At 62.8% G+C, this 25,634-nt stretch carries 23 protein-coding genes and 1 tRNA gene; 9 read left to right on the forward strand and 15 right to left on the reverse strand.

Annotated elements, in window-relative coordinates; genetic code table 11:
• Window positions 1–204, forward strand: a complete 204-nt coding sequence (locus tag ACMGE0_RS08610) for a hypothetical protein (RefSeq protein ID WP_436815424.1) — start codon at window positions 1–3, stop codon at window positions 202–204.
• Window positions 205–331: 127 nt separating this feature from the next.
• On the forward strand, window positions 332–1,117 hold the full coding sequence (locus ACMGE0_RS08615) for a class I SAM-dependent methyltransferase (RefSeq protein ID WP_436815425.1): 786 nt from the start codon (window positions 332–334) through the stop codon (window positions 1,115–1,117).
• A 20-nt stretch (window positions 1,118–1,137) separates the two neighbouring features.
• Here the strand turns inward: ACMGE0_RS08615 and ACMGE0_RS08620 are convergent, their stop codons facing one another.
• Window positions 1,138–1,911 carry a class I SAM-dependent methyltransferase gene (locus tag ACMGE0_RS08620; RefSeq protein ID WP_436815426.1) on the reverse strand — a complete coding sequence of 258 codons (774 nt, stop codon included), beginning with the start codon at window positions 1,909–1,911 and terminating at the stop codon, window positions 1,138–1,140.
• Window positions 1,912–2,343: 432 nt separating this feature from the next.
• Between ACMGE0_RS08620 and ACMGE0_RS08625 the strand changes: the two genes are divergently transcribed.
• Entirely contained in the window at window positions 2,344–2,988 is a 645-nt protein-coding gene (locus ACMGE0_RS08625; RefSeq protein ID WP_436815427.1) for an outer membrane protein, read from the forward strand.
• 151 nt (window positions 2,989–3,139) lie between these two features.
• Here ACMGE0_RS08625 and ACMGE0_RS08630 read toward each other — a convergent pair whose 3' ends face one another.
• The 5 genes from ACMGE0_RS08630 to ACMGE0_RS08650 form a co-directional block, all read right to left on the reverse strand.
• Window positions 3,140–6,955 (reverse strand): vitamin B12-dependent ribonucleotide reductase, encoded by a 3,816-nt coding sequence (locus tag ACMGE0_RS08630; protein WP_436815428.1) that lies wholly within the window; start codon window positions 6,953–6,955, stop codon window positions 3,140–3,142.
• Between the two features lie 687 nt (window positions 6,956–7,642).
• Window positions 7,643–8,140: a xanthine phosphoribosyltransferase gene (gene gpt / locus ACMGE0_RS08635; protein WP_436815429.1), complete on the reverse strand. Its 498-nt coding sequence runs from the start codon at window positions 8,138–8,140 to the stop codon at window positions 7,643–7,645.
• A gap of 78 nt (window positions 8,141–8,218) precedes the next feature.
• A complete protein-coding gene (locus ACMGE0_RS08640; protein ID WP_436815430.1) occupies window positions 8,219–9,178 on the reverse strand; it encodes a bile acid:sodium symporter family protein in 960 nt (319 codons plus the stop codon).
• Window positions 9,179–9,450: 272 nt separating this feature from the next.
• The gene (locus ACMGE0_RS08645; protein ID WP_436815431.1) at window positions 9,451–10,290 is read right to left on the reverse strand and encodes a universal stress protein; all 840 of its coding nucleotides are present in this window, start codon (window positions 10,288–10,290) and stop codon (window positions 9,451–9,453) included.
• 119 nt (window positions 10,291–10,409) lie between these two features.
• Entirely contained in the window at window positions 10,410–11,195 is a 786-nt protein-coding gene (locus tag ACMGE0_RS08650) for a competence/damage-inducible protein A (RefSeq protein WP_436815432.1), read from the reverse strand.
• A 248-nt stretch (window positions 11,196–11,443) separates the two neighbouring features.
• Here ACMGE0_RS08650 and wrbA point away from each other — a divergent pair, with 248 nt between their 5' ends.
• A complete protein-coding gene (gene wrbA, locus ACMGE0_RS08655) occupies window positions 11,444–12,043 on the forward strand; it encodes an NAD(P)H:quinone oxidoreductase type IV (protein WP_436815433.1) in 600 nt (199 codons plus the stop codon).
• 55 nt (window positions 12,044–12,098) lie between these two features.
• Here wrbA and ACMGE0_RS08660 read toward each other — a convergent pair whose 3' ends face one another.
• The 4 genes from ACMGE0_RS08660 to ACMGE0_RS08675 form a co-directional block, all read right to left on the reverse strand.
• A complete protein-coding gene (locus tag ACMGE0_RS08660) occupies window positions 12,099–12,851 on the reverse strand; it encodes a 3-oxoacyl-ACP reductase family protein (RefSeq protein ID WP_436815434.1) in 753 nt (250 codons plus the stop codon).
• A gap of 70 nt (window positions 12,852–12,921) precedes the next feature.
• Window positions 12,922–13,500 carry a TetR/AcrR family transcriptional regulator gene (locus tag ACMGE0_RS08665; protein WP_436815435.1) on the reverse strand — a complete coding sequence of 193 codons (579 nt, stop codon included), beginning with the start codon at window positions 13,498–13,500 and terminating at the stop codon, window positions 12,922–12,924.
• A gap of 99 nt (window positions 13,501–13,599) precedes the next feature.
• Window positions 13,600–13,684: transfer RNA gene (locus ACMGE0_RS08670), tRNA-Leu, on the reverse strand.
• Window positions 13,685–13,765: 81 nt separating this feature from the next.
• The gene (locus ACMGE0_RS08675; RefSeq protein WP_436815436.1) at window positions 13,766–15,223 is read right to left on the reverse strand and encodes a TrkH family potassium uptake protein; all 1,458 of its coding nucleotides are present in this window, start codon (window positions 15,221–15,223) and stop codon (window positions 13,766–13,768) included.
• Window positions 15,224–15,340: 117 nt separating this feature from the next.
• On the opposite strand from ACMGE0_RS08675, the gene ilvA reads away from it, so the two are divergent.
• Window positions 15,341–16,591, forward strand: a complete 1,251-nt coding sequence (gene ilvA, locus ACMGE0_RS08680; protein WP_436815517.1) for a threonine ammonia-lyase — start codon at window positions 15,341–15,343, stop codon at window positions 16,589–16,591.
• On the opposite strand, the gene ACMGE0_RS08685 is transcribed toward ilvA, so the two are convergent.
• Both ACMGE0_RS08685 and ACMGE0_RS08690 read right to left on the reverse strand, forming a co-directional pair.
• On the reverse strand, window positions 16,584–17,576 hold the full coding sequence (locus tag ACMGE0_RS08685) for an alpha/beta hydrolase (RefSeq protein ID WP_436815437.1): 993 nt from the start codon (window positions 17,574–17,576) through the stop codon (window positions 16,584–16,586). The genes ilvA and ACMGE0_RS08685 overlap by 8 nt on opposite strands.
• Before the next feature lie 54 nt (window positions 17,577–17,630).
• Window positions 17,631–18,650: a glycerophosphodiester phosphodiesterase family protein gene (locus ACMGE0_RS08690; protein ID WP_436815438.1), complete on the reverse strand. Its 1,020-nt coding sequence runs from the start codon at window positions 18,648–18,650 to the stop codon at window positions 17,631–17,633.
• Between the two features lie 113 nt (window positions 18,651–18,763).
• Here ACMGE0_RS08690 and ACMGE0_RS08695 point away from each other — a divergent pair, with 113 nt between their 5' ends.
• Together ACMGE0_RS08695 and ACMGE0_RS08700 are read left to right on the forward strand one after the other, a co-directional pair.
• Entirely contained in the window at window positions 18,764–19,087 is a 324-nt protein-coding gene (locus tag ACMGE0_RS08695) for an HlyU family transcriptional regulator (RefSeq protein ID WP_436815439.1), read from the forward strand.
• A gap of 260 nt (window positions 19,088–19,347) precedes the next feature.
• Complete coding sequence (locus ACMGE0_RS08700) at window positions 19,348–20,634, forward strand: GGDEF domain-containing protein (protein WP_436815440.1); 1,287 nt, start codon at window positions 19,348–19,350, stop codon at window positions 20,632–20,634.
• Window positions 20,635–20,653: 19 nt separating this feature from the next.
• Here the strand turns inward: ACMGE0_RS08700 and ACMGE0_RS08705 are convergent, their stop codons facing one another.
• Complete coding sequence (locus tag ACMGE0_RS08705; RefSeq protein WP_436815441.1) at window positions 20,654–21,271, reverse strand: FMN-dependent NADH-azoreductase; 618 nt, start codon at window positions 21,269–21,271, stop codon at window positions 20,654–20,656.
• A gap of 139 nt (window positions 21,272–21,410) precedes the next feature.
• Between ACMGE0_RS08705 and ACMGE0_RS08710 the strand changes: the two genes are divergently transcribed.
• Together ACMGE0_RS08710 and ACMGE0_RS08715 are read left to right on the forward strand one after the other, a co-directional pair.
• Entirely contained in the window at window positions 21,411–22,379 is a 969-nt protein-coding gene (locus tag ACMGE0_RS08710) for a LysR family transcriptional regulator (RefSeq protein WP_436815518.1), read from the forward strand.
• Between the two features lie 202 nt (window positions 22,380–22,581).
• Entirely contained in the window at window positions 22,582–23,142 is a 561-nt protein-coding gene (locus tag ACMGE0_RS08715; protein ID WP_436815442.1) for a DUF2087 domain-containing protein, read from the forward strand.
• Window positions 23,143–23,177: 35 nt separating this feature from the next.
• On the opposite strand, the gene ACMGE0_RS08720 is transcribed toward ACMGE0_RS08715, so the two are convergent.
• Window positions 23,178–25,166, reverse strand: a complete 1,989-nt coding sequence (locus ACMGE0_RS08720) for a bifunctional 2',3'-cyclic-nucleotide 2'-phosphodiesterase/3'-nucleotidase (protein ID WP_436815443.1) — start codon at window positions 25,164–25,166, stop codon at window positions 23,178–23,180.
• A 127-nt stretch (window positions 25,167–25,293) separates the two neighbouring features.
• Window positions 25,294–25,632, reverse strand: a complete 339-nt coding sequence (locus ACMGE0_RS08725) for a PilZ domain-containing protein (RefSeq protein ID WP_436815444.1) — start codon at window positions 25,630–25,632, stop codon at window positions 25,294–25,296.
• Between the last annotated feature and the right edge of the window lie 2 nt (window positions 25,633–25,634).

The raw sequence follows: 25,634 nt of genomic DNA on the forward strand, positions 1-25,634 counted from the left end.
ATGTCTGCAAGAGGTCTTCTGGCGGCCGTCTTCGGCATTTCCAGCCACTGGCTGAACCCGCCCTACATGGCGGACGATATCGATGGCGAGCGCGCCCAGGCAAAACTCCGCAACCGCTTCCTGTTCGACGAGCATCTCCTGCGGGACATCGGTTTCCGCGAGGAAGCCTCCCGCTTCCACCGCAACCGCTTCCCGGGCTTCTAGGCTCGGCTTGCCGATTCCGCTACACGCCCTCCGGAGGTTCCGCCTTCGGCGGGCGTTTTCGTCTTCCCATTGTCATCGACCGCGGATATAGCTCGCCGCCCGTTTCACCAGTGCGAGGAGCATAAGCATGGACGCGAAAAATGTCGCCGCCCATTGGGAAGGCAATGCCGAGACCTGGACGATCTATTCCCGGGCGGGCTACGACCGGTACCGGGACGCGCTGAACACGCCGGCCTTCCTGGAGATGCTGCCGCCGGTCGCGGGGCTCGACGGTCTCGACCTCGGCTGCGGCGAGGGGACGAATACCCGCGCCGTCGCAAGGCTCGGCGCCAGGATGACCGGGCTCGACATCGCGCCGACCTTCATCCGCTACGCCCGAGAGACGGAGGAAAGCGATCCGCTCGGCATTGCTTACGTGCTCGGCGACGGCCAGACGATCGGTTTTCCGGACGCAAGCTTCGATTTCGTCACCGCCTTCATGTCGATGATGGACATGGCCGACCAGCGCGAGGTGCTGCAGGGCGTTCACCGTGTGCTGAAGCCGGGCGGTTTCCTGCAGTTCTCGATCCTGCATCCCTGTTTCGTGCCGCCGACGCGCAGGAACATCCGCGACGAGCGGGGGGAGGCGGTGGCTGTCCAGGTCGCCGATTATTTCGACGAGAGCGACGGCCGCATCGATCGCTGGATGTTCTCGACCATCCCGGAGGGGGAGCGGGCGAAGCTCACGCCGTTCTCGGTCCCGCGCTTCCACCGCACGCTTTCGACCTGGGTGTCGATGATCGTCGAGGCGGGGCTCGTCATAGAGGCCTTCGGCGAGCCGATGGCCTCCGAAGAGGTGGCCGCGGCCGAGCCGGTGGTGGCCGACACCCGCGTCGCGCCGATCTTCCTGCATATCCGGGCGGTGAAGCCCTAGGGATATTCAGCGGCAATCCGTCAGGATGCAAGGGATCCTTTTTTAAGGGTAAGAAGCGCGTACCAGGCAAACCGGCTCACGAAGGGCAGCTTCAGAACAATCGAGTCCGCCGCCTTGCCGGCCGCATAGGCGATCCCCCGCATCCCCGGCGGCATCAGCGCGCTTCCGACGGAGCAGAGGCCGAAATATTCCACTTGGACCTCCTCGAAATAGCGACGGGCCAAAGCAAGGTCCGACATCATCAGCGGATGCTCATCGATGGTGCGGATATCTGGCGTTCGGTTTCTGTAGGCATTCAGGATGGGATTATGTCCCAAGGGTTCGTAGAAGGATGCTGTCCCACCCGGTTTCAGCACACGCACCACTTCGGAGAAGCAGCGATCCAGATCCAGATGATGGATGATCCCGCGTCCGTAAACCAGGTCGAACCTGTTGTCCTCGAAGGACATGGCTTCCGCATTCATCGCAAAGAATGTGGCGTTCGTGGCTCCGATCCTGCGCGATTGTTCGTTCGCCTTGGCTACGGCAACATCCGAGATATCAATTCCCTGCAGCGATCGGCAGATGCCGGGAAGGTGCAGCGAAGACAGGGACCATCCGCCATCTGAACAGCCGTACTCCAATACATCGGCATCTTTCGACAAGCCTATTACCTGCCTGTCCTGGCGTTCAGCGCCATGGCGGATCGTTTCGTACCACTTGTCCAGATATTTTCTCGGATCTTCCTCGTGTCCGAACCGCGTATTGTGGAATTCTCTTTCCCGCGTAACAATATCGCCCCCTTCACTTTGCATGAACAAAGCCTCCTTAGGTCGGTATATTGGCTATTGGTGATCGATCAAATTTCCAACAAAAGCTTAGGCCCGCGAAGGCGCATCTCCCCTCCCTGTCTCGTCCACGGTACCGGAGGCAGTGGGCGATCGCGGTCAAGTCACAACTATGCATAGCAGCAGAACGGGCGCGCGTCGATTAGAAACGTCTCGATACCCGCCTTGACCCGCATTACTCATGCGGCAGGTGCGGCTCTCGCGGGCTTGTTACACTTGTTGATCCGCGGGCAGGCGGATGCGGTTGCCCGGTTAAGGAAGCGTTTATGAATTCGTGAAAGTTAAGGAAACTTGCCGGCGATGAGGCCCTTGGGGCGATGGGAAGCCTAGTTGTCGCGCAGAGCGTATCTGAGTAATTCGCCTGCCTCTGTAGGTCGCAGGCTTTGTATGGAGTAGAGCATGACCCTGAACGTAAAACCCGCCCTGGTGATGATCGCAGCATTCGCCGCAGCCTCCGTCCTTTCCACGGCCGTCCTGGCTGCCGATCTGACATCCTATTCCGAACCGCCTTCCTATAACGAGCCTTCCACGCCGTCGTCCGGCTGGGGCGGCGCCTATGTGGGCGGCGATCTCGGCATGTCGTCCCGCAAGCTGAACCCCTTCGACGGCGACAAGGGCCTCGTTCTCGGCGTTCACGGCGGCTACAACATGGACCTCGATTCCGGTGTCATCGGCGGGGAAATCGAAGCTTCGCATCTGGGCAACGTGAAAAGCCGCGTGCCGGGCGGCAATATCAAGGAGCAGGGCCGCGTCGCCGCGAAAGCTAAGGCCGGCGTCGGCATCAACGAGACGCTCGTCTACGGCACGGCCGGTGTCGCGCTCACCAGCTTCGGCGACCACCGGGGCACCGACGGTCCGGATGGCTGGAAGCCGGGCTGGATCGTGGGCGCCGGCGTGGAGCAGAAACTCTCCGACAACCTCTCGGCCCGGTTCGAATACAACTACACCATGACCAACAACGTCCGCAGCACCACCGGCGGCGTTTCCTCGCGGACCGACGTGCGCGACCAGACGCTCAAGGCCGGTGTGAACTATCGGTTCTGAGCCGGGGCTCTGGACTCGAAAGGTTCGACGACGGAGCCTCGTGCAATGTCGGATTTCCCGGCGCGGAAAATTGCTTCCACGTCACATAGAAGAAGCCCGGGAATGACTTCCCGGGCTTCGGTTGGTTTAAGAGGCACTACCTAGCGGCAGATCAAGAGCAACCGCTCGTCGCACCGCATGTGTCGCACTTCTCGCAAGTGCCGTTCCTCACCATCGTGAAGTTCTGGCACTCGGAGCACATGTTGCCCGTATACCCTTGCGCGATCGAGCGCATGCGGCGTTCGTTCTCGACCTTCTTGGCTTCGGTCTTCGCGGCGGCGGCCTCGTCGGCTGCGGCGTCGGAGAAGAGGCCGCTCGTCGAGAGTTCTTCGTTCACCTCTTCGGCGATTTCCTCGGCCAGTTCCTTGGCGCGTTCCTCGTAGTCCCGCTTGAAGGAGACGACTTCCGAGGTGGAGATCGCCACGACCGGTTCAAGCTTGCGGGCGGCGGCTCCGGCAAAGGACGTCACCGTGCCGGTGGAGGCGGCGCGGACAGGAGCTGCGGTCGCGGCACCCTTGACGTCGGAGGCGGCCGGGCGGTCGCCGCCGGTGCCGGCAACCAGCGTCGGCTTGTAACCGCGCGTCAGGCCCTTGGAAACGATGTCCGCCTTGCCTTCCGAGACACCTCGCCCGAGCGCGGTGTTCGAGAAGTCCGACGTGTCCACATGGGCGAGGTCGTGGCGGCCGAGATAGGAGATCGCCAGTTCGCGGAACACGTAGTCGAGGATCGAGGTCGCGTTCTTGATCGCGTCGTTGCCCGTGACGATGCCGGCCGGCTCGAACTTCGTGAATGTGAAGGCGTCGACATATTCCTCGAGCGGCACGCCGTACTGCAGGCCGAGCGAGACGGAGATCGCGAAATTGTTGATGAAGGCGCGCAGCGCCGAACCTTCCTTGTTCATGTCGAGGAAGATTTCGCCAAGCCGGCCGTCGTCATATTCGCCGGTGCGCAGGAAGATGGTGTGGCCGCCGATCTTCGCCTTCTGGGTATAGCCCTTGCGGCGACCGGGGAGCTTTTCCTGGGTGCGGACGACCTTTTCGATGATGCGCTCGACGATCTTTTCCGTGACGGTGACCGCCTGGGCGGCGGCCGGCTGATTGAGCAGTTCCTCGATCGCGTCCTCCGCATCGTCCGCGTCGTCGATGAGCGACGAGTTGAGCGGCTGCGACAGCTTGGAACCGTCGCGATAGAGCGCGTTCGCCTTCAGCGCAAGCTTCCAGGAGAGCATGTAGGCGGCGCCGCAATCTTCCACGGTCGCGTCGTTCGGCATGTTGATCGTCTTGGAGATCGCACCCGAGATGAAGGGCTGGGCAGCCGCCATCATGCGGATATGGCTTTCGACCGAGAGATAGCGCTTGCCGATCTTGCCGCAGGGATTGGCGCAATCGAAGACCGGCAGGTGCTCGGCCTTGAGGAAGGGCGCGCCTTCCAGCGTCATCGCACCGCAGACATGGATATTGGCGGCCTCGATGTCCTTCTTGGCGAAGCCCATGTGTTCGAGCAGGTTGAAGCTCACGTCGGAAAGCTGTTCGTCGGTGACCTTCAGCGTGGCCTTCAGGAAGTCGGCGCCCAAGGTCCACTGGTTGAAGACGAACTTGATGTCGAAGGCGGCCTTGAGCGCGCCGTTGACGGCCTCGATCTTCTCGTCGGTGAAGCCCTTGGCCTTCAGCGTCGAGGGGTTGATGCCGGGCGCCTGGTTGAGGTTGCCATGGCCGACCGCATAGGCCTCGATCTCGGCGATCTGCGATTCGGAGTAGCCGAGCGTGCGCAGCGCTTCCGGGACGGCGCGGTTGATGATCTTGAAATAGCCGCCGCCGGCGAGCTTCTTGAATTTGACGAGCGCGAAATCGGGCTCGATGCCGGTCGTGTCGCAATCCATGACGAGGCCGATCGTCCCGGTCGGCGCGATGACCGAGACCTGCGCGTTGCGATAGCCGTGCTTTTCGCCGAGCTCCAGCGCCTTGTCCCAGGCGGCCTTTGCGTGTGCGGCAAGATCCTGGTCCGGATTGTCGGCATGGACGAGCGCGACCGGGTTGACCGAGAGCTGCTCATAGCCGGAGGTCTCGCCGTGGGCGGCTCGGGCGTGGTTGCGGATGACGCGCAGCATGTTGTCGCGGTTCGGCGCGAAATTCGGGAACGGGCCGAGCTCGGACGCCATTTCCGCCGAGGTGGCGTAGGAAATGCCGGTCATGATGGCGGTGAGCGCGCCCGCGATGGCGCGGCCTTCGGCCGAGTCGTAGGGGATGCCCGAGGACATCAAGAGGCCGCCGATATTGGCGTAGCCGAGGCCGAGCGTGCGGTATTCGTAGGAGAGTTCGGCGATGCGGCGCGACGGGAACTGCGCCATCATCACCGAGATTTCGAGAACGACGGTCCACAGCCGCGTCGCATGCTCGTAGTCGCCGATATTGATGCGCTTGGTGGCGGCATCCTTGAAGGCGAGCAGGTTCATGGAGGCGAGGTTGCAGGCCGTGTCGTCGAGGAACATGTATTCCGAGCACGGGTTCGAGCCGCGGATCGGGCCGCCGGCCGGCGACGTGTGCCAGTCGTTCATCGTCGTGTTGAAGTGGATGCCCGGATCGGCGGACGCCCAGGCGGCATAGGAAATCTGCTCCCAGAGGTCCTTGGCCTTCAGCGTCTTCATCACCCGGCCGTCCTTGCGGGCGGTGAGGTTCCAGTCGCCGTCGTTTTCCACGGCGCGCAGGAAGTCGTCCTTCAGCGAGACGGAATTGTTGGAGTTCTGGCCAGAAACGGTGAGATAGGCTTCCGAATCCCAGTCCGTGTCATAGGTCTTGAACTCCATGTCCTTGTAGCCCTGGCGGGCGAACTGGATGACGCGGCCAATATAGTTTTCCGGAACCTGATCCTTCTTGGCGGCGCGGATTTCGCGCTTCAGGGCAGGGTTCTTCGACGGATCGAAGCAGTCCTCTCCGGTACCGCCGTCGCAATTGACGCAGGCCTTCATGATCGCCTTCAGGTGCCTGGCGACGATCTTCGAGCCGGTGACGAGGGCCGCGACCTTCTGCTCTTCCTTGACCTTCCAGTTGATGTATTCCTCGATGTCCGGATGGTCGATGTCGACGACGACCATCTTGGCGGCGCGCCGCGTCGTGCCGCCCGACTTGATGGCGCCGGCGGCGCGGTCGCCGATCTTGAGGAAGCTCATCAGGCCCGACGAACGGCCGCCGCCGGAAAGCTTCTCGCCTTCGCCGCGCAGCATGGAGAAGTTGGAGCCGGTGCCGGAGCCGTATTTGAAGAGGCGGGCTTCCCGGACCCAGAGGTCCATGATGCCGCCCTCGTTGACGAGGTCGTCCTCGACCGACTGGATGAAGCAGGCATGCGGCTGCGGATGTTCATAGGCCGACTTCGACTGCGTCAGCTTTCCGGTGAACGGATCGATGTAGAAATGGCCCTGGCCGGGGCCGTCGATGCCATAGGCCCAATGAAGCCCGGTGTTGAACCACTGCGGCGAATTGGGCGCGACGCGCTGGGTGGCGAGCATGTAGGCGAGCTCGTCCATGAAGGCGGCCGCGTCTTCTTCCGACGAGAAATAGCCGCCCTTCCAGCCCCAGTAGGTCCAGGTGCCGGCGAGACGGGAAAAGACCTGGCGTGCATCGGTCTCCGAGCCGTACTGCTCTTCCTTCGGCAGCGCCTTCATCGCTTCCTTGTCTGCTACGGAGCGCCACAGGAAGGAGGGAACGTTGTTTTCCTCGACCTTTTTCAGGATCTTCGGCACGCCGGCCTTGCGGAAATATTTCTGCGCGAGAACGTCCGTCGCGACCTGGGAGAACTGCGCCGGCACGTCGATATCGGCCAGCCGGAAGACGATGGAACCGTCCGGGTTGCGGATCTCGCTGACCGCCTTGCGGAATTCGATCTCTCCATAGGCGCCCGTGTCAGGCTTGGTGAAACGACGTTCGATGCGCATTGCCTTAGTCCCTCGTCAGTTTGTGGCGCCTTGGAAAGGCGCAGGATGTGCCGCTCCAGCCCACACGAATCGACGCGCGCAGCCGGTTGAATGTTCCGATCCCAGGTGAAGCATCCGGAGATGTTTACCCGTATGTTGTGGTGAGTACGGCTGCAACACTACTACATATAGTATTAACAGAATCTTTCCGCCAGTCCCAACCGCAGTTCCGGGGCGAAAATCGAGCGCACGCAGAGACCCTCATGCAGGCCGCCCCTCACGAAGCCGGACTGCAGGTCTGTTACCTGTTTCACTCGAAAAGGAACCGGCCTCGTAATTTCCGGTCCAGTCGCCGCCGCAACATAAGGAACACTGTCGGACGGCCGGAGAGATTCGTCAAGGCGTAGATTGCGACGCTTTTATAACCACAAGATATTGTGGCTTCGCCTTGTGGATAACGGGGATGAAAAATAGCGCTGGAATCTCAGTCGTTTGCAAGGACACCCTGAAGCCCGCGCGAGCCGATGCCGCGATATTTTTTGCAGGCGGCAGGCGTCCAACTGCCTTGCTGAGCGGGTTCTCGAAGATTCCGCCGTACCAGATTGAGGCATTTCGGGTTTCGGCGCCTACCCGTAGTAGATGAGCCCGCGCCGCTGCCGGACCGGGCGGGCTCTCGGCGGGGGCGGGCGCCGCGACGAACCGAGAGAATCAGCCCTTCGTGCCCTTGGCAATCGGCTCCTGATAGGTGAAGCCCATGTCCCAGGGGAAATAGATCCAGGTGTCCTGGCTGACCTCGGTGACGAATGTATCCACCGTCGGCACGCCCTTCGGCTTGGCGTAGACGCAGGCGAAATGCGCCTTCGGCAGCATGACGCGCACTTCCGATGCGGTCTTGCCGGTGTCGGTCAGGTCGTCGACGACGAGCACGCCCGCGCCCCCGTCCTTGGCAAGCTCGGGCGCGATCCCCTTGAGCAGCGCCATTTCCCCCTGGTTGACGTAGTCGTGGTAGGAGGCGATGCAGACCGTTTCGATCAGGCGGATGTTGAGCTCGCGCGAGATGATCGCCGCCGGCACGAGGCCGCCGCGGGTGATGCAGACGATGGCGCGGAAATCCTGATTGAGGCCGGCGAGCCGCCAGGCAAGCGCGCGGGCGTCGCGGTGGAACTGATCCCAGGAAACGGGGAAGGCTTTTTCGGGAAGGGACATGTCTTTTGCCAGTAGCGAGAGCTTCGTTGGCTCTCGCTAATAGCGGCAATTCAGCCGCAAGCGCAAGGCCGTTTCGACTCAGGCGAGTTTGTTCTCCGCGAGCTTGTCACCTTCCTCCTCGCGTCCTGAAAACCAGTTTGCGAGAAGAGCACCCGAGATATTGTGCCAGACGCTGAAGATGGCGCTGGGGACGGCGGCCAGCGGCGAGAAGTATGCGGTCGCCAGGGCCGCGCCGAGGCCGGAATTCTGCATTCCCACCTCGATGGCGATTGCCTTGCGCTTGGAGAGCGACAGGCCGGTGGCTTTGGCGGCGAAGAAGCCGAGCAGATAGCCGAGGCCGTTGTGGAGGAGGACGACGGCGAAGATCATCAAGCCCGACTGAACGATCGAAGCCTTCGAAGCGCCGACGACGGCCGCGACGATCAGCACGATGCCGATGACGCTGACCAGCGGCAGGGCCGGCACCGCAGCCTTGACGACACCGGGCAGCAGCTTCTGAAGCATCGCACCCAGGGCAAGCGGCACGAGGACGACCTTGACGATGCTGATGAACATCGCCCAGCCGTCGACCGGCAGATATTGGCTGGCGAACAACCAGACAAGAAACGGCGTTACGATCGGCGCGACCAGCGTCGTGACGGAGGTGCAGGCAACCGAAAGCGCAACGTCACCCTTGGACAAGTAGGTCATGACGTTGGACGACGTGCCTCCGGGGCAGCACCCGACAAGGATGACGCCCGCGGCGACTTCCGGCGGCATCGGAATGATGCGCGTGAGCAGCACGGCGAGCAGCGGCATGATGATGAACTGGCCGAGTACGCCGATCATGACGTCGAAAGGACGTCTTACGACTTCACGGAAATCATCGACGGACAGCGTCAGGCCCATCCCGAACATGATGATCGACAGCAGCGTGACGATCCAGGGGCCAATCTGCTTGAACGTGTCGGGAAAGAAAAACCCGAGAACTGCAAACAGGATGACCCATGCGGCAAAGGTTTTGCCGACAAAAGACGAGATGGATGCCAATGACTTCACGTCTTCACTCCAGAGAAAAACGACTGGGGCGAGGTCTAATCGGCAAGTCCGTCCTGTCAAGCCATGAAGCTCCGTTTCCGGTTCGCCTTGGAAGACCGGACGTTCAAAGCCGCCGGGATTCGCACGAGGACAGAGTATGCGATGCGCTCGCGCCTTGCCGTACGGGGCGCCCATGGGAGTGCCTGAGACATGTGGTGTGAAGCAAGGTCGGCCAGCGCCGATCCCCCAGGCAGAGCCTGGCAGTTTCTCTGCCCGGGACCGGCAAGCACCTGTTAGCGGGACAGCAGCGTCAGCGCCGTCATCGAATCGAGCAGGTTACGGGTGACACCGCCGAACAGCATCTCCCACCAGCGCGAATGGCCGTAGCCGCCCATGACCAGAAGATCGACACGGTTTTCCGCAAGCCGGTTCTCGATCGCGACCGCAGCCGACGTGCCGGCGGTTTCCCGAGTCGTGAGCGTCACGTTGATTCCGTGCCGGGCAAGCGTGGCGGCGATCTCGGCGCCCGCCACTTCCTGCGTCTGGCCGCTACGATCGGCCGGATCGACGCAGAAGACCTCGACGCTGTCGGCCGCCTTGAGGAAGGGCATCGAATCAAACGTGGCGCGCGCGGCCTCCCGTGAGGCGTTCCAGGCGATCAGCACGCGCTTGATCGGCTGCGGCGTCTTCATCGTATAGGGGATGAGCAGCATCGGCCGGCCGCTGTCGAAGAGAAAGGTCTCGAGATCGGCGCGATGGTCGGCATGCGCCGGATCGCTCTGGCTGGCGAGAATGAGATCGACGGCGCGGGCGGTTTCCATCACCGAAGCGGAGCCGTAACCCGCCGACGACACGAAGCTCCGGCATTCGGTCGACAGACCTTCGCGGGCGGTCTGTTCCTTGAAGATACGTTCGACCTCGACCGTCTCCTTCTGCGCCACGTCCTGCAGGACCTGCACGGCGGCGGGGTCGGGGATTTCCATCGGCGCGATCAGCGGCACGGCGGCGAGCGTCTCTGCATGCACGCCGATCAGATGTGCGGAGAACTGTTCGGCAAGCGCGATCCCGAAATCGGTGATCTGCCTGGCGTTCTGAGGCGTATCGAGAACGGCAAGAATGGTCTTGTAGGCCATGGCGGTGTCTCCTCACGAGCACGGAAACCGGTTTTCCAGAACCAGCCTCACATAATTACGTGGGTCGCATCTTGATCATGGTCAAGGAGCGGACCGGGCGCGCATCGCCTTATCGGGCGTCAAGCGTCCGCGGCCGGGTTCGTCGCGATCTTCGCCCGGTCGATGCCGGCGATCATTTCGGCGACGGCTGCGGCTGCCGCATCGAGGATCTGCGGATCGCGGGCGCGCACGACGATTTCGGTCGAAAAGCGCTGGCCGTCGTATTTCGGATAGGAACCGATGCTGGTTTCAGGATGCGCCTTCTGAACGGCGCTGAGCAGCGTGCCGATATCGCCTTCGCCATAGGGGCAGGGAAGCGCCCGCGACAGCATCTTCGCGCCCGAACGCAGCGTCGGCAGCACGTTGTCGACCATGGCCTGGAAGACCTGCGGCACGCCGGCCATGACATAAACATTGCCGATGATGAAGCCCGGCGCCGTCGAGACCGGGTTCGGGATGTGCCTTGCGCCCTCCGGCATGCGGGCCATGCGCTGGCGCGCTTCGGTGAACTCCATCTCGCGGCGCCTGTACATGTCGCCGAGCAGCTTCATCGCGTCCGGATCGTGGATGCAGGGCACGCCGAAAGCCCTGGAAACGGCATCCGCCGTGATGTCGTCATGGGTCGGGCCGATGCCGCCCGACGTGAAGACGTAGTCGTAGCGGCCGCGCAGCGCATCCAGCGCCTCGACGATCGCGTCCTCCTCGTCTGCGACGATCCGCACCTCCTTGAGGTCGATGCCGGAGAGCGTCAGGAGATCGGCGAGATGGCCGATATTCTTGTCCTTGGTCCGGCCGGACAGGAGTTCGTCGCCGATGGCGAGCATGGCGGCGGTGACGATTGATGATTCCGGCGATGATTCTGGCATGGGCATTTCCTCTGTAGGAGCCACACTCCTAAGCCCAAATTTTTCCGGGCAGAAGCGATTTCACGCGGCGCCGATCGCAAAAGACCGCGTGTTACGAATTTTTGACCGGCAAGCGAAATATCGTCTCCCGATGATGAACACTGCGTCGACCGGGCGAGGGCTGTCGCCGGCGGCTGGGATCGTTACATCTGGGTCCGGTTCGGCCGGAAACGGCCTCGTCGGGTTGAAACAGGCAATTGGAGAAGATCATGGCGAAGGTTCTCGTCCTTTACTATTCCGCTTACGGACATATCGAGAAAATGGCCTATGCCGTTGCGGAAGGGGCAAAGTCGGCAGGGGCCGAGGTGACGGTCAAGCGCGTGCCGGAACTGGTTCCCGAAGAGGTTGCCAGGGCATCCCATTACAAGCTCGACCAGGAAGCGCCGATCGCCACGGTCGATGAACTCGCCGATTACGATGCGATCATCGTCGGCGCCGGCACGCGCTTCGGCACGGTCGCCTCGCAGATGCGCAATTTCTGGGACCAGACCGGCGGCCTTTGGGCGCAGGGCAGGCTGGTCGGCAAGATCGGCTCGGTCTTCACGTCTTCCGCCACCCAGCACGGCGGCCAGGAATCGACCATCCTTGGCTTCATCCCGACGCTGCTGCACCAGGGCATGGCGGTCGTCGGCCTTCCCTACGCTTTCGCGGGCCAGACGGGCGTCGAGGCGGTCAAGGGCGGCTCGCCTTACGGTGCGAGCACCATCACCGGCGGTGACGGCTCCCGCCAGCCCTCCGAAGTTGAGCTGGAAGGCGCGAAATATCAGGGCGCACACGTCGCGAAGCTCGCGGCAAAGCTTGCGGCCTGAGCCGATCGGGATGGTTCACGAAAATGGCGCGGCGCGAGATCGCCGCGCCGCTTGTCTATGCGAGATAACCTCCGTCGATGGTCAGCGCCGAGCCGGTGATGAAACTCGATTCCGGACCGGCGAGATAGGCGACGAGGCTCGCAACCTCATGGTCTTCGCCGACGCGGCCGATCGCCATCAGCGGTCTGGTGAGCGCGCGGGCTTCCTCGCTTGAATTCATGTCGGTAGCGGTCGGACCGGGCTGGATCGCATTGACGGTGATGCCGCGCGGCCCGAGATCGCGCGCCAGCCCGCGGGTCATGGACGCGACGGCGCCCTTGGTCATGCTGTAGACGGAAGCGCCGGGAAAGCCGCTGCGGTCAGCCGTGACGCTGCCGGTCGTTATGATCCTGCCGCCGGACCGCATATGCGGCAGAGCGGCCTGGATCGCGATGAACGGCGCGCGGACATTGACGGCGAACATCCGGTCGAAATCGGCGGGGTCGTAATCATCCACCAGGTTGCGGATCAGGATGCCCGCATTGTTGACCAGGATGTCGATGCGGCTGAAGGCCTTGGCAGCTTCCGTGACGGCAGCTTTCACAGCGTCCACATCAGCGCTGTCGGCCCTGATGGCGCGGGCCTTGCCGCCTTCGGTTTCGATCTCCGCGACAAGTGCAGCCGCACGCTCGCTCGAAGCCGAATAGGTGAAGGCGACGGCTGCGCCATCCTGCGCAAGGCGGCGGACAATGGCGGCGCCGATGCCGCGAGAACCGCCGGTGACGAGAGCGGCCTTGCCGGCGAGAGGCGGGATAGGGGAAGAGGACATGCAATTTCCTTTCTTATTGGATCGATCAGTCTATAATTGAACGAGAAAAATGACGCCGGAACCTCGTTTGTCAGCGAAGGCTTCTGAGCGCCGTCCGGGCTATGCCGTGGAGGACTTCGGACGAAGCGCCGCTACGTGCGGCGACCTTGATGCCGGTGAGCGTAGCAAGAATGAAATGCGCCGCTTCCGCGGGATCGAGGTCGGCAGAGGCTTCGGCGGTCCCGATCGCCTCCGCGATCCGTTTCTCCAGGGCGGTGCGCAGGGTGCGGCCGGAGACCTCCGTCACCAGCGTCACCTCGCGCTCGGAACGACCGAATTCGCAGACGGCGCTGATGCCTAGGCACGCCGGCGCCGGATCGGCGAGCGCGGTACGGATCATCGTTTGAAGCAATGCCTCCACACCTTTGATGGGAGACGGTTTTCCGTTGAGAATGGTAACCTGGGCCGCAATGCTTTCCGTCACGTAACGCTGCAGGGCTTCGAGATAGAGTTTCCATTTGTCGCCGAATGTGTCGTACATGCTCTGGCGGCTTATGCCCATCGTCTTCAGGAGCACATCCGTGGACGTGCCTTCGAAGCCGTGATTGGAGAAAACCCCGATCGCCCGCTTCAATACCGTTTCCCGGTCGAATTCCTTCTGTCTTGCCATGAAATGCAGGTAGGAATTTCGGACTGATCTGTCAAGATTTCCATCCGCGGCTTCTCGGCGGACAGCGGCCTCGCCCTTTCGTGTGACTTGGGGGGACGCTGGTGCGGACGACGGGGATCGAACCCGTATGACCGAAGTCGAGGGATTTTAAGTCCCTTGCGTCTACCAGTTTCGCCACGTCCGCAGCGGGCTCCTGTTTCATGGAGTTCGCGTGTTTCGTCAAGGCCGTAGACGACCGTTATCGTCCGGTTCGGGGGCCGGCCGCTCAATGCCGCCAGAAGATCGGGGTGAGGAGCACCAGCACGGTGAGGATTTCGAGGCGGCCGAGCAGCATCATCAGCGAGAGCAGATAGAGCGCCGGATCGCTGATCGTCGAGAAGTTGCCGACCGGGCCGATGATCGGGCCGACGCCGGGGCCGACATTCGACAGCGCCGTGATGACCGAGGACGTGGCCGTCAGGAAGTCGTAGCCGAAAAGCGCCATGCCGATGCTGCCGACGACCCACAGGAAAAGGTAGAGGCCGACGAACAGGAAGACCCCGCGCTGTGTCTCCGCATCCACGGTGAGGGCGCCGTAGCGGACGGGATAGATGGCGTTCGGATAGATGAGCTTGCTCAAGCCGGCGCGGACGACGTTGAACATCACCACGAAGCGGTAGGCCTTGATGCCGCCCGCCGTCGAGCCCGAACAGCCGCCGATGAAGGTCGCGAAGAAGGCGACGAGCACCGCGAACGGTCCCCACAGCGTATAGTCGTCGCTCGCAAAACCGCCCGTCGAGAGGATCGAGGCCATGTTGAAGAAGGAATGGATGAGCGCGTCGTTCATGTCGACGCCGTTCCGCAGATGATGGTAGACGGCGACCGCGATCGAAATGCCGCAGAGATAACCCAGGAAGACGAGGATCTGCGGGTCGCGCGCGGCATCGAGCCGGTTTCTGACCGCAAGCAGGATGATGACCGAAAAGGGCAGGCTGCAGACCGTCAGGAAGATCGTGCCGATGATCAGCAGCGCCTCATTGTCCGTGAAATAGCCGAAGGAGGCGTCATGGGTTGAGAAACCCGCCGTCGCGATCGTCGACATGGCATGGTTCAGCGCGTCGAAATGGCTCATGCCGGCAATGTCGTAGGCGATTGCGCAGGCAAGCGTGAGAAGCACATAGGCGATCAGGAAGGCGCGGGTGAAGCTCGCGAGGCGCGCGAAGGGCTTGTCGTTGGTATCCGACGATTCGAGCTTGAAGATCGATGCGCCGCCGACCTTCAGGAAGGGCAGCACGAACAGGCCGAGGCCGACGATGCCGATGCCGCCGAGCCAGGTGAGCAGCGAGCGCCAGAGCAGGATGCCGGGTGGCATGTCGTCCAGGCCGACGATAACGGTCGAGCCGGTGGTGGTGATGCCGGAGATCGATTCGAAGAGCGCCTGGGCGAAGGTGAGTTCGTGTTCCGCCAGAAAGAGCGGGATCGCCCCGACGAGCGAAAACATCGCCCACAGCACATTGACCAGAAGGAAGCCGAGCCGTTTGTTGAAGACCGGTGGCGGGCCCCGGGTGGCAAGCGCCGCCGCCGCCGCAACGCCGCCCACCATGAAGCCGGACATGGCGAAGACCTGCCAGTCGCTGTGGCCATAATAGAGATCGACCAGCGCCGGCAGGAACATGGCGATCGACAGATAAAGCGCGCAGAGCGCCGTGATATAGATGACCGACCGGAGAAGGTTGGCGTTCAAGAAACGGTTGCCCCTGTTTTCGGTGCCGCGGAAAGATGCTTTGTCTCAACCGCAAGGCTATGGCATAGCGGGGCCAATCTTCGATTTCAATGGACGGCCGACGTGAACAGGGCAGACGTGACGAAAGCGGATGTGGACAAAGCCAGGGCGGCGATGCGGGAAATCTTTCCCGAAACGCCGCTGCAGATGAACGAGCATTTGAGCCGGCGCTACGGCGCCGAGATCTGGCTGAAGCGCGAGGATCTGTCGCCGGTCCGCTCCTACAAGATCCGCGGCGCGTTCAATTTCCTGCGCAAGGCGATCGCGGCCGGCGCCGGCGGAACGACCTTCGTCTGCGCCTCGGCCGGCAACCACGCACAGGGCTTCGCCTTCGTCTGCCGCCACTTCCAGGTGCCGGGCGTGGTCTTCATGCCGGTCACGACGCCGCAGCAGAAGATCGACAAGACCCGCATGTTCGGCGGCGAATTCATCGCCATCCGGCTGATCGGCGACATTTTCGACCAGTGCTACGCGGCGGCCCGCGCGCATGTGGAGGAGATCGGCGGGGTCATGGTGCCGCCCTTCGACGATGCCGACATCATCGAGGGGCAGGCGACGGTGGCGGCCGAAATCGTCGAGCAGCTGCCGGACGGCACGACACCCGATCTCGTCATTATGCCGGTCGGCGGTGGCGGGCTGTCTTCCGGGATGACGGGCTATCTCGGCAGGATCGTAGCGCCGGAAAATTTCGTCTTCACCGAGCCGGAAGGCGCGCCGAGCCTCAAGAAGAGCCTTGAAGCGGGCGAGCCGGTCACGCTTGCGAAGGTCGACAACTTCGTCGACGGCGCCGCGGTCGCCCGCATCGGCGACCTGAATTTCAAGGCGCTGAAGCGCTTTTCGCCGGACCAGGTCCTGCTCCTGCCCGAAAATGCCATCTGCGTGACGATCACCGACATGCTGAATGTCGAAGGCGTCGTGCTGGAGCCGGCCGGCGCCTTGTCGATCACGGCGCTGGAGGCGCTGGGGCCGGAGAGGCTCGCCGGCAAGACGGTGGTCTGCGTCGTCTCCGGCGGCAATTTCGATTTCGAGCGGCTGCCGGACGTCAAGGAGCGCGCCATGCGCTATTCCGGCCTCAAGAAATACTTCATCCTGCGGCTGCCCCAGCGCCCCGGCGCGCTGCGCGATTTCCTCAACCTGCTGGGGCCAGAGGACGATATCGCCCGCTTCGAATACCTGAAAAAGTCGGCGCGCAATTTCGGCTCGATCCTGATCGGCATCGAAACGACGCGGCCGGAGAATTTCGCCGTGCTGCTTGAGCGCTTCGAGGCGGCCAGCATGGGCTACCAGGACATTACCGAGAACGACATCCTCGCGAGCCTGATCATCTAACCGTGGCCTGGAGCCATGCGATGATCCGCCCGGCGAGCGGGTCGGTCGTGGCCGGCGAGATGATGTCGCCGGCGATGACGTGGTTGGCGGGGTCGCCGGTTTTGCCGACATCGACAAGCTGGTGCGGTCCGCCCCAGCGGCCGGCGACCGCGCGCACCCTGTCCGGCCGCACCACCTGGTCCAGCGAGGAATAGAGGAAGAGGACGGGCGTGCCGATCCGTTCGACGGGGCTGCCGACCGAGAGCTTCACGAGGGCCGCCATCGGCAGCAGCGCTTTCGTCGGATATTCGGTCGTCCAGGCCGCGGCGTGTCTCTCGTTATACGGCTTGAAGCTGCGGGTGGGGCCTATGAGCAGCCGCGAAAGCTGCGGCGCGATCGGTGTCGTCAGCAGGAAGGCGCCGAAACTGCTGAGCCCGTAATTGGGCGACAGGAACACGGCGGCGACGACGCGGGGGCCGATCGCCGGATCGGCGAGCGCCAGCGTCGCAAGCGATGCGCCGGTCGAGGTGCCCATGACGATCACTTTCTCGCCGAGCGCCTCGCCGATCGAAAGCGCCTCGGAGAAATCTCCGAGCCAGTCTTCGAGCGTGGCTTCCCCCATGGCGTCGGCGGTGCGGCCGTGGCCGGCGAGGCGGGTGAAATAGAGATTGGCGCCGAGTGCGTCCGCGACGCGGTCGGGCAGGGGGCGAACTTCCTCCGCCGATGCCGAGAAGCCGTGGATATAGACGATCGAAAGCGGCGTCCTCGCCTTCGTCGCCGGGTTGGCCCAGACCACACGCTTGGCGGCGTCCGGCCGGATGTCGGGAAAACGCCCTTCGCCGGCCGCGAGATAGGCGTCGATATCGTCGCCGGGGCGGACCTTGTCGAAGGCGGGGAAACCTTCAGCGGGCAGCTGCGGTCCGGCCATCAGCATCGCTCCGACGGCGGCAGCCAGGACCGCGCAGATAGTGGCGACCGTCCGCCATGACAGGAATCTCCTCCGCATTCGGCGCTCCTCCGAATAAGGGGATGATAGGCACGCTTCGTGACGGCGGAAAGTCTATTTCCCGCAGATCGCAGGCCTGGAAGGAAGGGCGCAGAAACCGCGGCGGTCGACCTCGATGCGCGTCTTTTCGATGACGTTCGTCCAGACGAGGCCGGGAAAACCGTCCGGCACGCTGTCCCAGTCGTCTTCCTCGTCGATGCCGGAGCTTCCCGCGTCGCCCGCCTCGAAAGGCCCGAGCAGCACCACATCCGATCCGGCGGCCTGCATGCGGTTGTAGAATCGCTCCGGCCAACCCCAGAGGAGAAAAGCGAAATTGGCGGGAACCGGCACCAGCGCGTTGCGGCAGGCTTCCGGCACATAGCCGCTCCAGCCGAGCGCCAGGTAGTTGACGAGACAGGATTTCGCGGTGTGGTTGGAATAGCCGGGCAGGCCGGCGACGAGCGCCATGCTCTTCTCGGTCGGCTCATTGCCGCCATAGACGCCGAAGGTCGCTTCGCGGGACGCCGGCTGCGTATTGAGAATGGCTGCGAGCGCTTCGCCTTCCTCCGCACGGCGGCTCTTGAAATTGATGAGGAAACGGCCCTCCGGCAGGGCTGCGAAGACCTCCGGCAACGTAGGCATCAATCCCACCCCTTTGCCGCGGAAGGGAAAGGTCCTGCCGTCATCGGCGGTATAGCCGTAGCCGATGTCGAGCGTCTTCAAAACGGTCATCGGCGTCTGCTCGGTGACGCCTTTGCCATCGGTGCGGCAATCGAGCGTCCAGTCGTGGAAGACCGCGAATTGCTTGTCCGGCGTCAGATGCACGTCGAGCTCCACGACGTCGGCGCCGTGATCGAAAGCGGCTTTCATGCCGGCAACGGTGTTTTCGAGGAAGGGATGGGTCGGCGGCAACATCAGGCTCGCGGTGCAGGTGTCGTTCCCGACGTCGGTCGCATCGAAAAGCTGATGCTGGCCGCGATGGGCGATGATCCGGAGCGGCTTGTCTTCCGGAAAACGGGAAAACAGCGAGGTGTTGCCGATCCAGAGCGCTGCGGCGACCACGACCGGCACGGCGATGACGACTTTCCATTTCATCTGAGGCGACACGCTCCGAATCGATCGATGGACGCGGTATTTGGTCGGGGCCGATTGCGACTTTTCCGAGATGCCTGCTTCCGGCTTGCCGAGGAATATGCTAGGCAGCCGCCATGGCTTCGTTTCTGTCCAATATTCTCTCGATCTTTTCCGGCGGCGGCAAATCCGCCGAGCCCTCCAGCGCTGCCCCCGAGCCGGTCGAGCACGGTGGCTGCCTCATCCACGCGGCGCCGATCCGCGAAGGATCCCAGTTCCGGCTGGCGGGCCGCATCGAGAAGGAAGTGAACGGCGAGGTGCTGGAGCGCACTTTCGTCCGAGCCGACGTCTTCACCTCGATGGACGATGCGGTCGAATACACGATCAAGAAGGCGCAGCAGATCATCGACCAGAACGGTGCATCTCTGTTCGCCGACGGGGAAAAGTCGCGCTCGGCATAACTGCCGCTCCGCGCGCATTGGTGACGATCACTCAAAATTAAACCGGTGGCGGCGCGGACATCTCTTCAGATGCCGCGCGATGTGGCCATGCGCCGAAGAAACTGACGGAGGTCGGGATTCCCCGGCTTTCGATGCCCGAAACAGCCCGGCCGTTAATCGCATGGTCATGGATAATGGACATAATTCCGCCGCAGGGGAGAAACGGTAAAACGACGGCGTTACAGAGATATAGCCCCCGAAGAGGCTGAAGGCAGACCGAAATGCAGATGTTCAATCTCGCCCTCTTCCTGTGTGAGGCGGTCATCTACTTCGCGGTCATGACCGTTTTCCTGCATTTCCGCCGTCAGCTCGGCCTCGGCGTCTTTCTGGCCGCCCTCGGCGTCATGCACTTCATGGAGACTTACCTTGCGGCAGTCTTCTACATCGAGCTTCCCTTCGGCACCGTCTCTCCCGGTTCATCGGTCTTCTTCGCCGGCAAGCTGATGATGATCCTTCTCCTCTATCTGAAGGAGGATGCCGCGACCGTCCGCCAGCCGATCTACGGGCTTTTCCTTGGCAACCTCGTCACGGTCGGCGTTGCTCAGCTCCTGCAGCTCCATAATGTCGTGGCGCTGCCGGCCGGCCGCGCCGCCGACATGGGTTTCATGAACGAGATGGGCTGGCTGATGGTCTGGGGTACGGGGCTTCTCTATCTCGACGCGATCGGCATCATCCTGCTTTACGAGCGGCTCGGACGTCTCCTGCGTCGTCACGTGGTCCTTCGGTTCGCGTTGAGCGGCGGCGCGTTGCTGACATTCGACCAGATCGGTTTCTATGCGGCCCTGAACGTTCTCTTCGACGCGCCGTTCTCCGTATTCCTGGGCGGATGGCTGGCCAAGCTCTTGGCGGTCGCGGTCTATGCGCTTCTCTTCGCGGCCTATCTCAAGATCGAGCAGATTCCGCGGCTCGCGAGATCGCCCGGCGAGATCACCGACATCTTCAACCGCCTGACGTTCCGGGAGCGGTATCAGGCGCTACTGGCCAGAAGCGGCGTCGACGGGCTGACGGGCGTCCTCGACCGCAGCCGTCTGGAGGCGGATGCGCCGAAGCTGATCCGCGACTGTCTCGATCGGGGAAGGGAGCTGAGCGTCGTGATGATCGATGCGGACCACTTCAAGGAGGTCAACGACCTCTTCGGGCACCTGAAGGGCGACGAGGTTTTGAAGGAGATGGCGGCCCGCCTGCGGGCGGGCTTGCGCCCCAGCGATCATCTTTTCCGCTTCGGGGGCGAGGAATTCGTGCTGCTCCTGCCCGACACCGGCCATGAGCGTGCTTTGGTGCTCGCCGAACGCCTGCGGGCGGAAATCTGCCGTTCGGTCATGCGGCCGGACGGGCGGCGGGTGACGGTTTCGATCGGGGTCGCTTCCACCCCGGAAGACGGCCGTGCTCTCGAGACGCTTCTCGGATGCGCCGACGAACGCCTTTACGGCGCAAAGAAAAACGGCCGGGACGGGGTCCACGGCCGTTTCAGCAGGCTCGTTTCGTCAGGGGCAGGGACGGGAAGCTGAGGACCTGTGATGACAGGCCCTAGGCGACGAGAGCGAGCTGCTGCGTCCGCTGCTGGGCGTTGGCGATCGCCTTTTCAGCGGCATCCGGGCCGAAGGCCAGGCCTTCGACGTAGATGACTTCCACATCCGTCATGCCCATGAAGCCGAGCACGGTGGTGAGATAGGGAACGGCATGGTTCATGCCGGTCGCCGGGCCTTCGGAATAGACGCCGCCCGAGGCAAGGACGACATAGACCTTCTTGCCGGTGGCAAGGCCGATCGGACCGTTCTCGGTATAGCGGAACGTCTGCCCGGCGCGGGCGACGTTGTCGATCCAGCTTTTCAGCGTCGAATAGATGTTGAAGTTGATGAGGCCGGTGGCGATGACGACGGTATCCGCGGCGATGAGTTCGGCGACCAGCTTGTCGGAATAATCCGCCGCGGCGGCTTCTGCCGGGGTGCGGTCGGCGGGAGCCTTGCGGATGGCAGCCGTCGTGACGCTGTCGAGATGCGGGATCGGGTTGGCGCCGAGATCGCGATGGACGACGGACGTGCCGTTGGTCCGGGCGCTCAGCGCATTGGCGAGATCTTGAGCCACCTTGCTGGACAGCGATTCATCGCCGCGCGGGCTCGACGTGACAAGAAGAATGGAGGACATGCGTTTCTTCCTTACCTGGAGATTTGAATTTCGGAACGAGGGGAGGGCTCGTTGCTTCGGACTGGAAGATAGGCATGGACTGTCATCGATTAAACTGAGATAATATCGAAGTCAGCTATCGATAATTTGGATGAAGACCATGGATGCCAATCCGACCCTGGACCAGTTGCAGGTGTTCCTGGCGGTTGCCGAGACCGGGAGCTTTTCGGCGGCTGCGCGGGCGCTGAACCGCGCGCAGTCGGTGGTAAGCTACACGATCTCCAATCTGGAGGCCCAGCTCGAAGTGCCGCTGTTCGAGCGCAACGGCGCGCGCCAGCCGAAACTGACGGACGCGGGCAATGCGATGCTCACCGATGCGCGGCGCATCGTCGCCGACCTGCAGGTGATGCGCGCCCGGGCGAAAAGCATCAAGCAGGGGCTGGAGGCGGAGCTTTCGCTGGCGATCAGCGTCATGGTGCCGTCGGAAAGCGTCGTCACCGCGCTGCGCGGTTTCCGCGAAAGGTTTCCGACCGTTGCGCTCAGCCTGAATGTCGGCGAGCTCGGCATGGTGATGGATACGGTCGCCAGCGGAAAGGCGGACATAGGGATCGGCGGTGCAATCCTGAAACAGGATGATTCCGTCATTGCCGAAAAGATCGGCCACTCCTTCATGCTGCCGGTTGCCGCCGCCGATCATCCTCTCGGCCGGATCGAGCGGCCGCTGACGCTCGCGGACGTGCGCGAGGAAGTGCAGCTTGTCGTGACGGATGCTTCCGGTTTGACGAAGGGGCGCGATTTCAACGTGCTTTCCTACAAGACCTGGCGCGTCAGCGACATCGCGACCAAGCACCAGCTCATCAAGGGCGGCCTCGGCTGGGGCGGCCTGCCGGCAGCGCTGGTACGGAAGGATATCATGAAGGGCAGGCTCGTGGCATTGAAGCTCGATGCTTATGAGCAGGGCGAGTATCCGATCTATGCCCTGAGACGGGCTTCCAATCCGCCGGGACCGGCGGCGAGCTGGATCGTCGATACATTCCGCAAGCGGCTTTCCGCTTGTCCGAGCCACGCGGATTTCACCGCGATGCTGGAGCTCGAAGCGGGGAAGGGGCTCCCAGCCGCGGCCGAATAGGGGCGGGCGGGGCCGAGTTGACGGCGTTTCATCCTCTGCTATAACGGCGCCACGGTCTGCAGTTCACCGAGGCGTCGCCGTCCCGAAAGGGAAGCTAAACCTGCCTTCCAAAAAGATGATCAGCACTTATCCCGTGCCGAAGTCGAAAAGCCGGCGACCAGCGACACCTTTGCCCAGGGAACGGCACGTTCGAGGATAAGACATGCCGAGATCCATCTTTCCGATGGCGATCGCCGACGTTTCGGCCTTCGCCAAATCCGTCCGTGGCGAGATCGACAAGCTCGATCACAAGCCGAGCCATGTGGAAGTGCTCAATCTCATCACCCGCGCCGCGGGCTTCCGCAACTACCAGCATTTTCGCGCCGCTGCGCAGACCGCCGATGTCATCGAGAACTGGAACGTCGCCGTGGAGCCGGAACCGATACCGGACGAGGCGAGGGTTCTGAGGACGCTGCGTGTTTTCGACCGGGAAGGCCGGCTCGTGCGCTGGCCGACCAAACGGTCGCAGCAGGAGCTCTGCCTCTGGTTCCTGTGGTCGAAGCTGCCGCGGGGCCGCACGTTCACCGAGCGCGAGATCGGCGAGTTCCTGAACACGCTGCACCTCTTCGGCGATGCGGCGCTACTGCGCCGCGATCTCTTCGATCTCGGTCTCGTGACACGCAAGCGCGACGGCAGCGAGTATCGTCGCATCGAGAGGAAGCCGCCGCCGGAGCTGAAGCTGCTCTTGCAGCGGATCGGCGGCTTGAAGCAAAAGGCCGCCTGACGGCGGCCTTTTCTCTCGGTCCCGTGCAGGGTGGTTCAAAGCACCAGCCTAAACTTCGCAAAACCGTTCTCGCCGTCGCCGGCGTCCTCGATCTTGGCACCCTTGATCTCGCCGGCGAATTGGCGGGCCTTGGGGCCGGTCTCGAAGATCGCCGTGGTGCCCGGCAGCGGCTTGAACGACCAATTGGCGTCCGCTGACGGGTTGATCGTGCCCTGTTCGACGATATAGCGGACGATCACGTCGCGGTTGGTGTCGGGGGCCACGAAGATCACCTTGTCGCCGGCGATTTCCGGGAACTTGCCGCCGCCGCCGGCGCGGTAGTTGTTCGTCGCGACCACGAACTTCTGCGCGGAATCGATCGGCTTGCCGTCATATTGCAGGTTGACGATGCGGTTGGCATTGGCGTTGACGAGCTTGCCGTCCTTGTCGAAACGCACCGGCTGCGACAGGTCGATCTGATAGGTCACGCCGTCGATGACGTCGTAATTGTAGGAGGGGAAATCATTATTGAGGAGGGGCGCATCCTTGGCGCCGGCCTCCACCTGGTTGAACATGCCCGCAGACATTTCCAGCCAGTTCTTGACCTGCTCTCCTGATATCAGCACCGCCTGCACCGTGTTCGGATAGAGGTAGAGGTCGGCGACGTTCTTGATGGCGATGTCACCGGCCGGCACGTCGGTGAAATATTCCGCGCCGCCGCGTCCGCCGGCCTTGAATGGGGCTGCGGCGGAAAGAACCGGAAGGTCCTTGTACTGGCCTTCCTTCAGCATATCCTTGATGTACCAGGTTTGGGCGTTCGAGACGATCTGCACCGACGGATCGTCGGCGACCAGCGCGAAATAGGAATAGAGCGGCGCGGACGTCTTGCCGACCGGACGGCGGACATAGGCGAGCGTTGCCTCATGCTCCTCCTTGGCAGCGGCGATGACTTCCGGCTTGTCCTTGACGTCGGCGACGATCTTGCGGTTGTCGTCGCGATGGTAGATCGGCCGCGCCTCGGAGGTCGAATCGACGATCTTCCAGCTCTTGCCGTCCTTTTCGAGTAGCAGGTCGATGAGGCCCATATGCGAGCCCCAGAAGCCGCCCATGACGGCCGGCTTGCCCATCAGCGTGCCCTTCTTTGCGTCGGCGCCGGCGATACCGTCGAAATCCTTCGGACCCGGGAAGACCAGATGCTGGTGGCCGGTGAAGACCGCATCGATGCCCTCGACACCGGCGAGATAGAGCGAGGCGTTCTCCATGCGGTCGCTCAAGCCGCCGCCGTCGATGCCGGAATGGGAAAGCGCGATGACGATATCGGCGCCTTCCTCCTTCATGGCCGGTACCCAGGCCTTCGCCGCGTCGACGATGTCGCGGGTCTGCGCCTTGCCTTCGAGGTTCTTCGAATCCCAGACCATGATCTGCGGCGGCACGAAGCCGATGAAGCCGACCTTGACCGGGCTCGTGGCGCCGGAACCGTCGCGGATCTGCTTTTCGACGATCACGTATGGTTTCAGGAAGAGCTCGTCCTTCTTCGGGTCGGAGGCGAGCTGGCCCTTGGTCAGGTTGGCGCAGACGTAAGGGAAGCCGGCGCCGGCGAGCACCTTGAACATGAAGTCGAGGCCGTAATTGAACTCGTGGTTGCCGAGCGTGCCGGCGTCGTAGCCGAGTACGTTCATCGCCTTGACGACGGGATGCACGTCGCCGTCCTTCATGCCGCGCTCATAGGCGATGTAATCGCCCATCGGGTTGCCCTGCAGGAAGTCGCCATTGTCGATCAGCATGGAATTGCCGGCCTCGGCGCGGATGCCGTCGATGATGGAGGCGGTGCGGGAAAGGCCCAGCGTGTCGTTCGGCTTGTCGGAGTAGTAGTCGTAGGGGAAGACGTGGACGTGGATGTCGGTCGTTTCCATGATGCGCAGATGCGCCTGGTTGGCTTGCGCGCGGGCGGCGAACGGGTGCAGCATCACGAGCGCGGAAGACGCGGCGATGCCGCCGAGAAGCGAACGGCGGGTCATGGGTTGAAAGCCGGCTAGAAACGACATGGATATCTCCCTCTGGTCTTTTTGCCGAGATCAGCTTAGCGCAATCGCACGCGCGTGCATCAGTAAAATGACAGGGGGAATCTGCTTTCCGAAGGCTATTCGCCGAGGGGCGCCGGCTATCGGAAGATCACCTGGCGATCGTCGGCTTCACATCCTTGTGGAAGAAGCGGAAATAGGACGAAACCTGCGCCAGCGCATTGCTGTTCACGTTGAACTGCACGCCGAGACGCCCGCTGCGGCGCCATTTGACGGTGCCTTCAAGGATGCCGAATTCCTGGCTCTCGACCTTCACCGGACTGCCGTCGGCGGCATGGAAAGGCCCGTTCAGCTCCAGCGCCAGGCCGGTCGCGGAGAGATCCACCACGCGGCCCTCCATCGACTGGTTGTAATATTTCACGGTGCCGAGGATGCGTGTCTTCTTCCGCTCGGCGCTGCGGGTCTTTATCCGTCCATTGCTGTTGGTCATGC

Origin of the sequence: Neorhizobium descurainiae (genome assembly GCF_051400715.1) — a bacterium.
GTDB lineage: Bacteria > Pseudomonadota > Alphaproteobacteria > Rhizobiales > Rhizobiaceae > Neorhizobium.

Bases quoted from the DNA above. Each gene is read 5' to 3' on its own strand.
- ACMGE0_RS08660 (WP_436815434.1), bottom strand. From the start codon at position 12,851: ATGTCCTCTTCCCCTATCCCGCCTCTCGCCGGCAAGGCCGCTCTCGTC.
- ACMGE0_RS08700 (WP_436815440.1), top strand. From the start codon at position 19,348: ATGCAGATGTTCAATCTCGCCCTCTTCCTGTGTGAGGCGGTCATCTAC.
- ACMGE0_RS08710 (WP_436815518.1), top strand. From the start codon at position 21,411: ATGGATGCCAATCCGACCCTGGACCAGTTGCAGGTGTTCCTGGCGGTT.
- ACMGE0_RS08715 (WP_436815442.1), top strand. From the start codon at position 22,582: ATGCCGAGATCCATCTTTCCGATGGCGATCGCCGACGTTTCGGCCTTC.
- wrbA (WP_436815433.1), top strand. From the start codon at position 11,444: ATGGCGAAGGTTCTCGTCCTTTACTATTCCGCTTACGGACATATCGAG.
- ACMGE0_RS08665 (WP_436815435.1), bottom strand. From the start codon at position 13,500: ATGGCAAGACAGAAGGAATTCGACCGGGAAACGGTATTGAAGCGGGCG.
- ACMGE0_RS08705 (WP_436815441.1), bottom strand. From the start codon at position 21,271: ATGTCCTCCATTCTTCTTGTCACGTCGAGCCCGCGCGGCGATGAATCG.
- ACMGE0_RS08630 (WP_436815428.1), bottom strand. From the start codon at position 6,955: ATGCGCATCGAACGTCGTTTCACCAAGCCTGACACGGGCGCCTATGGA.
- ACMGE0_RS08615 (WP_436815425.1), top strand. From the start codon at position 332: ATGGACGCGAAAAATGTCGCCGCCCATTGGGAAGGCAATGCCGAGACC.
- ACMGE0_RS08620 (WP_436815426.1), bottom strand. From the start codon at position 1,911: ATGCAAAGTGAAGGGGGCGATATTGTTACGCGGGAAAGAGAATTCCAC.
- ACMGE0_RS08725 (WP_436815444.1), bottom strand. From the start codon at position 25,632: ATGACCAACAGCAATGGACGGATAAAGACCCGCAGCGCCGAGCGGAAG.
- ACMGE0_RS08645 (WP_436815431.1), bottom strand. From the start codon at position 10,290: ATGGCCTACAAGACCATTCTTGCCGTTCTCGATACGCCTCAGAACGCC.
- ACMGE0_RS08610 (WP_436815424.1), top strand. From the start codon at position 1: ATGTCTGCAAGAGGTCTTCTGGCGGCCGTCTTCGGCATTTCCAGCCAC.
- gpt (WP_436815429.1), bottom strand. From the start codon at position 8,140: ATGTCCCTTCCCGAAAAAGCCTTCCCCGTTTCCTGGGATCAGTTCCAC.
- ACMGE0_RS08650 (WP_436815432.1), bottom strand. From the start codon at position 11,195: ATGCCAGAATCATCGCCGGAATCATCAATCGTCACCGCCGCCATGCTC.
- ACMGE0_RS08695 (WP_436815439.1), top strand. From the start codon at position 18,764: ATGGCTTCGTTTCTGTCCAATATTCTCTCGATCTTTTCCGGCGGCGGC.
- ACMGE0_RS08720 (WP_436815443.1), bottom strand. From the start codon at position 25,166: ATGTCGTTTCTAGCCGGCTTTCAACCCATGACCCGCCGTTCGCTTCTC.
- ACMGE0_RS08625 (WP_436815427.1), top strand. From the start codon at position 2,344: ATGACCCTGAACGTAAAACCCGCCCTGGTGATGATCGCAGCATTCGCC.
- ACMGE0_RS08685 (WP_436815437.1), bottom strand. From the start codon at position 17,576: ATGCGGAGGAGATTCCTGTCATGGCGGACGGTCGCCACTATCTGCGCG.
- ACMGE0_RS08690 (WP_436815438.1), bottom strand. From the start codon at position 18,650: ATGAAATGGAAAGTCGTCATCGCCGTGCCGGTCGTGGTCGCCGCAGCG.